Origin of the sequence: Pseudoalteromonas sp. S327, from assembly GCF_005886415.1 — a bacterium.
GTDB lineage: Bacteria > Pseudomonadota > Gammaproteobacteria > Enterobacterales > Alteromonadaceae > Pseudoalteromonas > Pseudoalteromonas atlantica.
This window is the reverse complement of sequence record NZ_PNDP01000044.1, coordinates 52,004-65,519: the sequence shown is the minus strand read 5'-3', so window position 1 is coordinate 65,519 and position 13,516 is coordinate 52,004. Positions and strand designations below refer to the sequence as shown.

The 13,516-nt window shown below is 39.3% G+C and carries 12 protein-coding genes; 3 read left to right on the top strand and 9 right to left on the bottom strand.

Features of this window, described 5'->3' with window-relative positions; genetic code table 11:
• The first annotated feature begins 98 nt into the window (after positions 1 to 98).
• A complete protein-coding gene (locus CWB60_RS14100; RefSeq protein WP_138576502.1) occupies positions 99 to 1,325 on the top strand; it encodes an aminotransferase class V-fold PLP-dependent enzyme in 1,227 nt (408 codons plus the stop codon).
• A 13-nt stretch (positions 1,326 to 1,338) separates the two neighbouring features.
• The gene (locus CWB60_RS14095; RefSeq protein WP_138576504.1) at positions 1,339 to 1,755 is read left to right on the top strand and encodes a SufE family protein; all 417 of its coding nucleotides are present in this window, start codon (positions 1,339 to 1,341) and stop codon (positions 1,753 to 1,755) included.
• Between the two features lies 1 nt (position 1,756).
• Here the strand turns inward: CWB60_RS14095 and tcdA are convergent, their stop codons facing one another.
• The 7 genes from tcdA to CWB60_RS14060 are packed head-to-tail and all read right to left on the bottom strand — an operon-like array spanning position 1,757 to position 9,218.
• On the bottom strand, positions 1,757 to 2,560 hold the full coding sequence (tcdA, locus tag CWB60_RS14090) for a tRNA cyclic N6-threonylcarbamoyladenosine(37) synthase TcdA (RefSeq protein WP_004586689.1): 804 nt from the start codon (positions 2,558 to 2,560) through the stop codon (positions 1,757 to 1,759).
• Positions 2,561 to 3,232, bottom strand: coding sequence for a TIGR01621 family pseudouridine synthase (locus tag CWB60_RS14085; protein ID WP_138576506.1), 672 nt, complete (start codon positions 3,230 to 3,232; stop codon positions 2,561 to 2,563).
• A 2-nt stretch (positions 3,233 to 3,234) separates the two neighbouring features.
• Positions 3,235 to 3,996 carry a 3-deoxy-manno-octulosonate cytidylyltransferase gene (gene kdsB / locus CWB60_RS14080; protein ID WP_138576508.1) on the bottom strand — a complete coding sequence of 254 codons (762 nt, stop codon included), beginning with the start codon at positions 3,994 to 3,996 and terminating at the stop codon, positions 3,235 to 3,237.
• The gene (locus CWB60_RS14075) at positions 3,984 to 4,181 is read right to left on the bottom strand and encodes a Trm112 family protein (protein ID WP_004586692.1); all 198 of its coding nucleotides are present in this window, start codon (positions 4,179 to 4,181) and stop codon (positions 3,984 to 3,986) included. Before CWB60_RS14075 ends, kdsB begins: the two co-directional genes overlap by 13 nt.
• Positions 4,171 to 5,151 carry a tetraacyldisaccharide 4'-kinase gene (lpxK, locus tag CWB60_RS14070; protein WP_138576510.1) on the bottom strand — a complete coding sequence of 327 codons (981 nt, stop codon included), beginning with the start codon at positions 5,149 to 5,151 and terminating at the stop codon, positions 4,171 to 4,173. Before lpxK ends, CWB60_RS14075 begins: the two co-directional genes overlap by 11 nt.
• Positions 5,148 to 6,893 carry a lipid A export permease/ATP-binding protein MsbA gene (gene msbA / locus CWB60_RS14065; RefSeq protein WP_138576512.1) on the bottom strand — a complete coding sequence of 582 codons (1,746 nt, stop codon included), beginning with the start codon at positions 6,891 to 6,893 and terminating at the stop codon, positions 5,148 to 5,150. The genes lpxK and msbA overlap by 4 nt, the downstream gene beginning before the upstream one ends.
• Positions 6,894 to 6,953: 60 nt before the next feature.
• Positions 6,954 to 9,218, bottom strand: coding sequence for a DNA internalization-related competence protein ComEC/Rec2 (locus CWB60_RS14060; protein ID WP_138576514.1), 2,265 nt, complete (start codon positions 9,216 to 9,218; stop codon positions 6,954 to 6,956).
• Between CWB60_RS14060 and CWB60_RS14055 the strand changes: the two genes are divergently transcribed.
• A complete protein-coding gene (locus tag CWB60_RS14055) occupies positions 9,198 to 9,710 on the top strand; it encodes a DUF2062 domain-containing protein (protein ID WP_024033538.1) in 513 nt (170 codons plus the stop codon). The genes CWB60_RS14060 and CWB60_RS14055 overlap by 21 nt on opposite strands.
• A 134-nt stretch (positions 9,711 to 9,844) precedes the next feature.
• Here the strand turns inward: CWB60_RS14055 and CWB60_RS14050 are convergent, their stop codons facing one another.
• Complete coding sequence (locus CWB60_RS14050) at positions 9,845 to 11,581, bottom strand: DUF3466 family protein (protein ID WP_004586697.1); 1,737 nt, start codon at positions 11,579 to 11,581, stop codon at positions 9,845 to 9,847.
• An 11-nt stretch (positions 11,582 to 11,592) separates the two neighbouring features.
• Positions 11,593 to 13,503, bottom strand: a complete 1,911-nt coding sequence (gene uup / locus CWB60_RS14045; RefSeq protein ID WP_096041651.1) for an ATP-binding cassette ATPase Uup — start codon at positions 13,501 to 13,503, stop codon at positions 11,593 to 11,595.
• Between the last annotated feature and the right edge of the window lie 13 nt (positions 13,504 to 13,516).

Here is a 13,516-nt window from a genome sequence, read left to right as displayed (position 1 = left end):
AAAAAAGGCCGCTTTTGCGGCCTTTTTTGTGTGCTTTGCTTGTCAATTTTATGAAACCGATTACAATTCCTGCCTAAATTTATAGATGTTGAATAGCCATGCCTTCTCAAGAGTTTGATATAACAAAAATCCGCAACGACTTCCCTACTCTAAACCAAACCCTTAATGGCAACCCTTTAGTATATTTAGACTCTGGCGCAACGTCGCAAAAGCCACAAAGCGTTATTGATGCAACCACTCGTTTTTATAATTTAGGCAACGCAAACGTTCACAGAGGCCGGCACACCTTAAGCGAGCGCGCTACAGAACAATATGAAGAAGCAAGATTAAAAACAGCTGATTACTTTAACGTAAATGCTAAAGAAATCGTCTGGACAAAAGGCGCGACAGAAGCGCTAAATTTACTTGCTCATGGTCTACAAAGGCAAATTACTGGTGAAGATACGGTTTTAATTACACCCCTTGAGCACCACGCTAATATTGTACCTTGGCAGGTATTAACGCAAAATACCGGGGCTACGCTATCTGCACTCCCCCTTGAGCAAAACGCGACGTTTAATATAGCGCGCTGTATAGACATGATCACGCATACTAAAGCAAAGGTGCTGTGTATCAGCCAAGCGTCTAACGCATTAGGTAATATTACCAATTTAGGCCCATTAATAACTGCAGCGAAAGCAGTCGGCACGTTAGTTGTTGTTGATGGCGCACAAGGAGCCATGCATTTACGCCCTAATTTAAAGCAGCTTGGATGCGATTTTTATGTATTCTCAGCGCATAAAATGCTTGGCCCTACGGGTGTAGGGGGCTTATATGGTCGCTATGAATTACTTAATGCGCTTACCCCGTATCAAACGGGTGGTGAGATGATAGATACTGTAACGCTTGAAAAAAGCACCTACAGAGACGCTCCTGCTAAATTTGAGACCGGCACCCCAAATATAGCCGGCGTCATTGGCTTTAGTGCAGCAATTGATTATTTATCAGCCCTAAACATAGAACAGTTACAGCGCCATGAGCAGGCTATTTTTAACTATGCAGCCACACAGTTGAGTAAAATTGACGGAATTACTATTTATAGCGACCTAAACAATAATATTGGCACCCTTAGTTTTAATTATAAAAGTGAACACCCTTACGATTTGGCAACTTTGCTTGACGGATTTGGTATTGCAGTGCGCAGTGGACACCATTGTACGCAACCATTAATGCACCATTTAGGAGTAAAAGGCACTGTTCGAGCAAGCTTTGCATTTTATAATACCCATCAAGATGTTGATAATTTCATCAATGCCTTGAAAGAATCGATTGAATTATTAGACTAATTTAGGATAACTCATGACAAATACGTTTAAAAACGTAGTAAAACCTATACAGCAGGCGCAATCTTGGCAGCATAAATATCGCGAAATAATGCTTCTGGGCAAAACACTTCCCGCTTTAGCGGATGTACTTAAAACCGATGACGCGCTTGTGCCAGGGTGTGAGAGCAAAGTGTGGATGTTTATGGAGTTTGACGATAGCGAGAATCGTTTAGTGGTTATTGGCGATTCAGACACTCGCATTGTAAAAGGCTTATTAGCGATAATTTTAGCGCTTTATAATGGCTTAACACCTGAAGAAGTCGTGAATATTAATGCGTATGACGAATTTGAAAAATTAGGCTTAATTAAACACCTTAGTGCATCTCGAGGGAACGGAATTAAAGCAATGGTCGAGGCAATTCAAAGCATGGCAACTAACAAGCTCAATTAAACTATTGAGCTTGTTGTAAACGCTGTTTTTTATCTAAATATTTACGTACCGCTTTAGCCGCTACAAAAAAGCCAAAACTTCCGGTGATCATAGTTACCGAGCCAAACCCGTTATTACAATCCATATTCATTGTACCATCAGCATTTTGTTTAGCATGGCATACACTGCCATCACTGCCTGGGTAGACAAGTTGCTCAGTTGAGTACACACAATCAATATTAAATTTGCGTTTAGGGTTGTTACTAAAATTATATTGTTTGCGTAAAATATAACGCACTTTAGCAAGTAGCGGATCTTGCGTGGTTTTAGCCACATCACCAAATGTTATTTGGCTAGGATCAGTTTGCCCACCCGCGCCGCCAGTAGTAATAATAGGCATTTTATTGCGCTTACAATGAGCAATAAGCGCTGCTTTTTCTTTAACTGCATCAATACAGTCAATGACGTAATCAAAACCTTGAATATGCTCACGAATATTTTCAAGAGTAATAAAGTCATCTATCACAGTTACTTTACACTCTGGGTTTATCAGTTCGCAGCGACTTTTCATTGCATCTACTTTGGCTTGGCCAATACTGCCGCTAAGTGCATGAATTTGCCTATTTACGTTCGTCGCGCAAATATCATCTAAGTCAATTAAAGTGATTTTACCCACGCCTGTACGTGCTAAAGCTTCGGCGGCCCAACTTCCTACACCGCCTATCCCCACTACACAAAAATGGGCTTGTTGTAGCCAGTCAAATTGTTGGTTACCGTATAGGCGTTTGATCCCGCCAAAACGAATATCTGTTACTTTTTCGCTCATTTACCAATCCAGTTGCCACGGCGATTGCCATGCTTGAAATTCTTGATGATTAATTAATTGCTGGTACTCATCACCCGTAGTAGGTAGCAAAGAGCAATTAATTTGCTCCCCATGCCATAAAAAACTTAACGCATAGGCATGAAGATACGCCCGCTCAGCTGCGCTGCCACTATAAAGTGTATCGCCTAAAATTGGCGCCCCTAAACTTTTTAATGCCACTCTAAGTTGGTGGGTTTTACCCGAATACGGCTTTAAAATATACGCCCTAAACCCCGGCTTATAACTAAAAGAATAAAAGCGGGTAATAGCCGGGTTTTGCAGGGTCGGTAAAAGCTTAAACATGCCCCTGCGAGACTTTGCCATATCACCTTTTACCCACCCTTGCTTTTTTTTAGGTTTAGCATTGCTTATTGCTAAATAAAACTTGTTTATTGCATGCTCAGTGAAAAAAGACGTAAATTTAGCAGCAGCTTCTTTATTGCGACTAAGAATAATAAGGCCAGATGTCACTTTATCAAGGCGGTGAACAGCAAATAATTTTTCGCCAGTTTGCTGCTCAGCTAATACCACAAACCCTTTTTCACCTTCTGAGTGAAAATTAAGCCCCGCTGGTTTTTCAAATATATAAAAATCAGCGTGGCTAAATACTATGGGTAATTCACTTTTAACCATTATTAGGCTTGCTTAGCTTTTAGGTAGGCAATCACTTTTTCTAAATCCTCGGGCGTATCAACCCCTGCATGTGGTGTTACTTTGGCCTGCTCAATTTTGATAGCGTAACCATGGTACAACACTCTAAGTTGCTCTAGCGACTCAAGTACTTCAAGCGGCGATATACTTAGCTCAATATACTGCTTAATGAAGCCCGCACGATAAGCATATATACCCACATGGCGCTGAAAAGGCGTTATATCTAACACACTGTCGTTATTTAACATTGCGCTTCTATCAAACGGAATACTGGCACGTGAAAAGTACAACGCATTTTTATTAATATCACTAACAACCTTCACAGCATTAGGATTAAATACTTCGTCTTGCTCTTCAATGGCTACACTTAATGTTGCCATTGGCGCGCTTGAATTATTTAGTAAAGTGGCAACTTGCGATACGTTTTCGCTGGCAAGTAATGGCTCATCGCCTTGTACATTTACCACTAGGGTTTCTGCGTCTAGCTTAAGTAGGTCAACAACCTCTGCTAAACGTTCAGTGCCCGATTGATGATCTTCTCGCGTCATCAGCACATCGTTTGTGAACAATTTAACAGCATCAAAAACTTTTTGATGATCGGTTGCAATAACCACTTTACTTGCACCTGACAAACACGCTTTTTCATACACGTGTTGAATCATAGGTTTACCGCATATGTCAGCTAATGGTTTGCCAGGCAAACGGGTAGACGCGTAACGTGCAGGTATAACAACTACGAATTCCACTTATCGACCTCATCTTGAGATAGCTCACGCGCTTCATTTTCTAAAAGTACCGGTATATCATCGCGTACTGGGTATGCAAGTTTAGCTGCAGTACTAATAAGTTCTGCATTTTCTTTATCAAAACGAAGCTTTCCTTTACACACAGGACAAGCAATTATTTCAAGTAATTTTGTATCAAAGGCCATTGAGGATCCCTTTTTGTTTTAATAATAAATCTAATTTATGTATTACAGCGTCTGTAGGTTTTGCATTTACGGGTAGGTAGTACCAAGTATCTTTTGCAAAGTCTCTACATTTTACTGCATCTTTTTCTGTCATTAATATGTTGTCATCATTAAATTGAGTAAAATCAGCCATGCTATAAGCATAGTGATCTCGGTAATGATGAGTTGAAAGCAGCTGAATATTTTGACCCTTTAATGAATCTTCAAAACGTTGTGGGTTACCAATGGCACTTACCGCATGGCCTTTTTCAATGGTTTTATTCACAGGGGTATTGTTAGCAACGTGTTTAAGTGCACCAGTTTGCAAAACGTAGCTAAGGGATGCATCTCCCCCGTTTTCAATCACTAAATCAACGCTATTTAATCTGTTTGTGGTTTCACGTAATGGCCCTGCAGGCATAACAAAGCCATTACCAAATCGCCTTTGGCTATCAACAATGCAGCACTCTATATCGCGCGCCATTTTATAATGCTGCATACCATCATCTGAGATTATGACATCCACACAAAATTGCTGCTCTAATAATGTAATGTTGGCTTTTCTATCGGGTCCGACAACAAGTGGACATTTTAAGCGATTAAATAAAAGTATTGGCTCATCACCAGCTTGTGCACTTGTTACGCCGCGCTCTACCACCAGCGGGTAGCTGTTGGCTTTACCGCCGTAACCTCGGCTGATAATGCCCACTTTTAGGCCTTGCTCTGACAAGTATTCGTAAAGCCATAACACAAATGGCGTTTTGCCATTTCCACCTACACTTATATTGCCCACCACAATCACTTTAGATTTAGCTTTAAAAGGCGTGGCAAAGCCAACCTTAAAAAACCATTTCCTAATACTTGAAATTAACCAAAAAAGCGCAGCTAATGGCAGTAAAACTAGCGTTATAAAACTAAATGGTTTATACCAGCTTTGCTCTATTTTACTCACCCGTGCTCACCAAACTGCATTTTACATAGAGCTGAATAAGTACCATCTTTAGCTAATAAACTCTGATGATCGCCACTTTCAATCACCCGACCACCATCAATAACGTATATTTTGTCGCTGTTCTCAATAGTTGAAAGACGATGGGCGATTACAATAGACGTTTTGTCTTGCATAAGGGTATCGAGAGCTTGCTGAATTAGTTTTTCAGACTCTGTGTCTAAGGCTGAAGTTGCTTCATCTAAAATTAAAATAGGTGCATCTTTTAATATAGCGCGAGCAATTGCTATACGTTGACGTTGACCACCAGAGAGCATCACCCCGTTTTCACCGACCATGGTATTGAGTTGCTCAGGTAGGTCTTTAACAAATTCCCACACGTGAGCTTGTTTAACCACTTCTTCTAATTGCTGCGGTGTTATTTCGCGGCTTATACCATAACAAATATTATTGGCAATTGTGTCGTTAAACAACACAACTTGCTGAGATACTAAGGCAAACTGGCGGCGTAAATCAGCCAGTTTATATTTCTCAAGCGCAACGCCATCTAATAAAATTTCACTTGGTGCTTCTAAATCATAATAACGCGGTAATAAGTTAGAAATAGTCGATTTACCCGAGCCTGAGCGCCCTACAAGCGCGATGCTTTCACCGGCTTTTATACTTATTGATAGGTTATTTAAAACAGCTTCATCTTTAGTTGGGTATTTAAAGGTAACGTTTTTAACCTCAATTTCGCCCTTCACTTTATCTACGGTGTAAGTACCTTTGTCTTTTTCAATTTCTTCATCTAAAACTAAAAAAATACTTTGCGCTGCAGAAATACCGCGCTGCATATCACTGTTCACGTTTGCTAATTGTTTAAGCGGGCGTAAAAGCATCATCATAGAAGAAATGAGTACCATAAAATCGCCAGAGCTGATCGTATCTATCATTGAAGGCATAGATACAACCCACAAAATAACAGCCATTGCACTTGCTGCAAGCACTTGAATTACCGACACGCTTAACGCTTTAGTGGCATCCATTTTAATACGTTGCTGGCGATTATGATTATTGATTTTTGAAAACTGGTCGATTTCTTGTTTTTGCCCACCAAAGCCATGAATAACTTTGTGTCCACTTAGCATTTGCTCAGAGCTACGGGTGACCTGCCCCATTGCAGACTGTATATTTTTTGAAATATGGCGAAAGCGTTTAGACACAAACGTTACAATAATTGCCACTAATGGAATGATCACTAAAAAAATCAGCGAAAGCTGCCAGCTGGTATAAAACATAAGGGCAAGTAGAAAAACGACAAAAGCGCCTTCTCTTACAACAATTAACAGTGCTTTGGTGATTGCTTGCTGAACTTGTTCTGTATCAAAAGTAATTTTTGAAATTAAATCACCTGTTGAGTTTTTATCATGAAACGAAACAGGCAAATGTAATATGTGTTCAAATAACTGCTGGCGTAACGAGCGTACAACTTGCGAGCCTACATAGCTTAGGCAATACGAAGACATAAAATTAAACAGGCCACGCCCTATTACCAGCGCAATTACAACAAAAGGGGCATAAGCTAGCACTTCGTTATTACGTTGGTTTAGGCCTTCATCAATAAAGGGTTTCATTAATTGAATAAATAAAGCATCCATACCCGAATAGCCGATCATTCCAATAATAGCGACGAAGGCAACGCTTTTATAATCACCAACGTAAGAAATCAACCGTTTATAAATTTGTGTAGTACTTTGACTCATATTACTCTCGTTATACAATTACAGCCCTTATTGTATCCTTCAAACCGTTAAAACTAAACGTCAATCTTCTATAAACCAATAACTTTCGTGTTTGCGGGCCGTTGTCACTTTAAAGCTATCTTGATAAATACTTACCGTAATTTGCCCATCACGTGCCGTAACATATTGTTTAGCATTTATAGCTTTGTAGCGCGAAACCACTTTTTCACTGGGAAATTGCCATTGGCCTTGAAAAGCTGTTGAGTGAATAACCGTATTCGGATTTACATGGTTGATAAATTCCGTGCTTGAAGACGTATCGCTGCCATGATGAGGGCTTAAAATCACATCGGCTTGTAATGAGTGAGTTTTAATAAGGCTCAGCTCACGTGCTTTAGAAATATCACCCGTTAACAACATAGTAAGTTGGGGTGATTTGATTAAAAGCACACACGAATTATCGTTTTCGTTATTAAATGTGTTATCAGCAAAGCTGCTAATGCGCAATCCATTAAAGTTATAATCTAAAGACATACACTGTGTGGTTATTCCATGTGGGTGAAACCGCTTAAAGCTTTCACCAAACCCTGCATTAATAAAATGTGCTGCGCCCCCTGCATGGTCGTTGTCTTGATGACTTATTATTGCATCACTAACTGTTAAGTTATGTGTTTTCAAATAGGGAATTAACACACTGTATGTACGGCTAAAACGGTTAAAATAACTCGGGCCAAAATCGTAAACCAGCGCTTGATTGTCTTTTTCGAGTAACGTCATTAATCCGTGCCCAACATCAAACACATGCAATTGCCAAAGAGGTTTTGGTAAATACAGATAATCTATTAATGTAACGCATAGAGGAATGAGTGCTAAACGTTTAAAGGGACTAAACCAAACGATTAATATGCATAGATAAGCTGCAACTAAGTACAATGTAGGCGGTTTAGCTATATCTAACCATCTGTAATGCCAAGGGATTGCATCCATATACTTAAACAATGTTATAAGTACACTATCGAATAATAAAATGACGGGCGTTATATCTACCACAGCACTTATTATCGTAAATAGCAGCAAAAGCGGCATGATCGCCACGCTTAATAATGGAATTGCCAATAAATTAATAACCAACCCAGCAATACTTACCCCATTAAAATAAATAAGGGTAATAGGCAAAAGCCCAATAAATAAAGCAAGCTGAATAATACACAGCGCTATAGACACGCTAAGCCAATTATATTTAGTTTTAGGAAGGTGCTTTATAACAAGGAAAATAATTGCAACCGCAATAAAAGAAAAATATAAACCTGGGTTTAAAACATTAAAAGGATTGATGAGTAATACAGCGACTAAAGCATATAGAATGCTTCGCCAGCGCAGTGGCTGTTTGGCAATAAAGTAAAGACCTAATACACAACTTAACATAATAAATGCGCGAGTCGCTGAGAGTAAAAATTCACTTAAATACACATATATAAATGCCGCTAACCAGCCGATAAAACTATAAATAATAGTTAAATTAATTGACTGCAATACATTAATTTTCAAAATGTATGCTGTGTACTTACTCAGTAAATAAAAACAGCTGAATATAAGCCCTATGTGCAACCCTGAAATGGCTAATAAATGGCTGAGCCCTAAACTTTGCATTGTTTGTTTATTTTCAAACGACATCAGTGATTTATCACCACTAAGCAATGCATAATAAAGCCAATTAAGCGTTGTTTTTTGATAAGTGTGTTTTAAAAACGACCTGTATTTATAAATTATTGAAGGTGAAGCCGCGCTAGTAATGCGCAATTGTTTATTAAGTACTTTGCCTTTAAATAGTATGCGTTGTTTAAAGGCATGCACATTATTATCAAACACACCGATATTTTTAATTGTTCTGAATTTTTTCAGCGCTATTGTTGCCTCAAAAGTATCGCCCTGCTTAATAAGCTGTGCAGAATCGACATTTAACATGGCTTTAGGTGCTTTAAATTTGTGTATTTCATCGCCATTTAACTTTAATAACGTTGCTTTTATATACTGTGGTTGCTTTGCAGAGATAACCTCATCAACAAGAATTGTGGCAGGGTAAGCATAGTTATTTTCATCATTTGGCAATGTATAGCTATAAAACAGGTAAAAGTGCACAACAATGCAGCAAATAGCTAAAATAAACCCTAACAAAACATTCAAAAACGGCTTAAAATAGGCGCTCGCAATAAGGACAGATATTGTGATGACTGTAAATTCATGGGTTTGATAATAAAATACGGTTGAAATACAACCTATTACAAATCCAAGACTAATCCACACTGAAGTAAATGGTTGCTTGAAATGCCTAAGAAAACGATCCAACGATTTTTACCTGATCCTAATAAAATTAGGCATCATAAAACACTTAGAATATTCGGCCGCCTATTACAAGACGCCAACCTATGGCATTTAAACAGACGCTCGGCAAGGGGCGCATTTGCGGTGGGTTTATTTTTTGCGTTCATCCCTGTTCCTTTTCAAATGGTTTTAGCCGCTGCGGCAGCTATTGTATTTAGAGTTAACTTACCTATCTCTGTGGCATTGGTGTGGCTTACCAACCCATTGACTATGCCGCCAATATTTTACGGCTCATACCTTGTAGGTACGCTTGTTTTAAATCAACCAGAGCAGCATTTTGCATTTGAAGCCAGTTGGGCATGGTTCTTAGAAAGCCTTTCTACCATCGGACCTGCATTTTTAATTGGCTCACTGGTATGCGCTTCTGTTGCCGCAATTATTGCTTATTTAGGTATTGATATTATTTGGCGACGCTCTGTGCGCAAAGCCTGGTTAGCGCGAAATACTAATACGTAATAAAGCCAACGATTAAAGTGCTCAAGAATGACTTAATGAAGCAAATTGAGATAACTAATTAACGCCAAGCACTTTATTATAGACGAAAAAAAACCAACTTTTATAAGTTGGTTTTTTTATGAAAAGCATAAAGCTTAAAATCTAAATACTCTGCGTAAGCCCACTAGCGGCAATAATAACAGTGTGTACCAAGGGAAGCTTGCTGAGCTTCTTTCATAGAGCTCTTCTTCTATAGGTGTACAGTCTTCTACTTCACCATCAATAGGTGTTAGTTTTACTGCAACAGCAACACTTTCGTACTCAATATTACCTTCGATATCGGTTTCTACATTACCAAAGGTATCGCGCTTTTCAACGGTTTTGGTAGCTACACCAAAAATTTCATTGTCTTCATTAATGACTTTCGCTTCAGCCATTGTGTAGGCGTAGTCTGTTTCACCATCTGTTTCATAACAAGGTAGTAAATCGTTTAAATTGGTAATTTTATCGTCACCAATTTTATATATAAACGCTTCTTTACGACGGCTGTTTTCAGATGTGCCTACCTCGCCTTCACCAACAACATAACCTTGGTTATTAATATCATTACCATAAGCGCTTGAGCTATTAAAGTAACCGGTAGGGAAAACGGTATTGCCAGTACTTATATCATGATAGAAAAACTGATCACGGATCGTGGTTTCAATACGCTTTGATGCATAACCAACAATTACATCGTTGTCATTGACAGCAAGCGCTTTGCCAGAAAGCCAATCATCTTCTTGGTCTATAAAATTAAACACGTCACCATTTTTAAAATAAACAGGCATTGTTAAAATAGTGTCGTCATTTTTATAGTAACGAGCATTTGAAGAGCCCACCACTGTGCCATTATTATTTAGCGCAAGAGCGGTACTTGTAAAAGCAAAGTCATCATCTTCTTCTGGCGTTAAGGCAAGGCCAAGTATTTCAGTAGAAGTGATATTAAATGCTTCATCAAGCTCCCATTTTACCGCGCGCTCATCAAATACGCCGGTGGTTACACTTGAATTTAATAATTCCACACAGGTATTGGTTGGCTCGTCTTCGTTATCACAGTTATCTTCAATATTATCAAGCCTATCTTCAGGAATACCTGTTGAAACATAACCAACGACAGTGTATCCGTCATTTGTTTTAACAATATCGTTAGCTCGGCTAGTACCGCCGTAATCGTCAAAGTCTGGAACTAACTCAACCTTTTGCGTTCCATCTTCAGAAATAACTATTCCGCGCTCTATAAAGTCATGGGTAAACCATGTTTCTTCTTCATCTTCATCATCTGGCGTAAATAAAACTTTATCATATGGAGCTGCACTCCAACCAACGCTCACGCCATCTTCGCTTACCGCATTATAAAAGTTACTAACCGAACGCGTTAAACCATCGTAATCTACCGACTCTTCATCAAACAGTATTTGCTCAGTAACTATGCCATCGTCAAACTTGATACCAACTACCGAGCTTAACTTTTGGTACTCGTAATCCGTTGGTCTGCCAGCTAAAAAGCTAACCATAAATGAATGGGCATCGGCGTTATTAAAAACCGCATCGTTATTTTCTATATCATCAAGTGTAAAAGTAATTTCTTTATCACTTAGCTCAAAGTTGTACTCTTCACTATCGTACGCATTTTCAATAACGCTTTCGGTAAAGTCGATATAGCTAATATCGATTGGTAAATTATACAATCCGTTGGCAGTACCAATAATGTGCCCGCTTTCGCTTACGTCAGTCACGTAAGAATGTTTAGCGCCGTCAAGAGTACCTAGTTCTGTTAATTCATAGGTTGCACTTAATGCAGATGTACTCAATGTCGCTAAAATACTGGCAGCGAGTAATTTATATTTCATTTTAATCCTTACTACTGATTCTGTAATTCTTCAAGTTCTTCCCAGCGCTCAAACGCGGCTTCAAGGTCAGACTCAAGTTTTGCTAAATAGTTCAATGCATTAGTGGTTACGTCGCTATCTTGTTTGAAAAAGTCAGGATCGCTCACTACAGCTTGCTGCGCTTCTACAGCGGCTTCAAGTTGTTCCATTTTATTGGGTAGTTGCTCTAATTCAAGTTTTAATTTGTAAGAAAGCTTAGTGCTTTTGTTTTCAGGCTTTGTAGCGGCTACAGGCGCAGGTTTAACGTCTTTTTTTGGTGCTTGTTGCTGTTTTTCCTGCTCGGCTAAATAGCTTAAATAAGCTTGGTAATCGGTGTAACCCCCTACCATATCGGTTATTTTGCCATCACCTTCAAACGCCCAAACACTACTACACGTATTATCAATAAATTCACGGTCATGGCTTACTATAAGCACAGTACCCTGATACTGATTAATAATTTCTTCGAGTAACTCTAATGTTTCAATATCCAAGTCATTGGTTGGCTCATCGAGTACTAAAATATTTGAGGGTTTCAAAAATAGTTTTGCAAGTAAAAGTCTGTTTTTCTCACCACCAGAAAGTGCTTTTACAGGTGTACGCGCACGTGCCGGTGGAAACAAAAAGTCTTGCAGGTAACCAAGTACATGACGAGAACGCCCGCCCATCATTACCTCTTGTTTACCCTCGGCAACGTTATCTTGAACAGTGGCCTCTTCATCAAGCTTTTGCCTGTATTGGTCAAAGTAAGCAAATTCTAAATTAACGCCTTGTTTAACATGACCGCTATCGGCTTCTAAATCACCAAACAGCAGTTTAAGTAAGGTAGTTTTACCAATACCATTTGGGCCGACTAAGCCAATGCGGTCACCGCGCATAACAAGGGTAGAAAAATCATTAGCAATCACTTTATCTTTAAATGCATGGCTAAGGTGTTTTGCCTCAAACACTAGCTTGCCCGATCTGTCAGCCGTTTCAATATTAAAATCGGTTTTACCTACTTGCTCTACACGGGCTTTGCGCTCAACACGTAACTGTTTAAGTTCACGTACACGGCCTTCGTTGCGGGTACGACGGGCTTTAACCCCTTGGCGTATCCAGGCCTCTTCCTCTGCTAAACGCTTATCAAAAAGTGCATTTTGTGATTCTTCTACTTTTAAGTCATGCGCTTTTTGTTCAAGGTAGGTCGCGTAATCGCCAGGATAAGAGATAAGTTTACCGCGATCTAAATCTAAAATACGCGTTGCAACAGCACGGATAAACGCACGGTCATGCGATATAAATACAATACCGCCTTTAAATTCTTTTAAAAACTGTTCTAGCCATTTAACACTGTCTACGTCTAAATGGTTTGTTGGTTCATCAAGTAACAATAAGTCAGGCTCACTCACAAGAGCACGTGCTAAAGCAACTTTACGCAACCAACCACCTGAGAGCGACTCTAATTTAGCATCTGGGCTAAGCTCTAAACGCGTTAGTACTAATTGAATACGCGAATCAAAACGCCAACCGTCACACGCTTCTAAATCGTTAGATAAACGCTCAAGCTTATTTAGCAGTTTGTCGGTACAATCGGTTTGTAACTGTGTGCTTACATGATGATAATCAATCAGCAAATTAGCAATATCAGGCATACCCTGTGCTACATAGTCGAATACTGAGCCATTTGCTCCTTTAGGAGGATCTTGCTCTAAGCGAGATATTTTGATCCCGCCAAGCTGGTTAATTTCACCATCATCTAAAATAACTTGGCCATCTAGTACTTTTAAAAGTGTAGATTTACCCGCCCCATTTCGCCCTACAATACAGACGCGCTCACCGCTTTCTATCACTGCATCAGCATCATCAAGTAATGGGTGCGTACCATAAGCTAACTGCGCTTTTTGTATTCTAATTAAATCCATAAATACTGCTCTT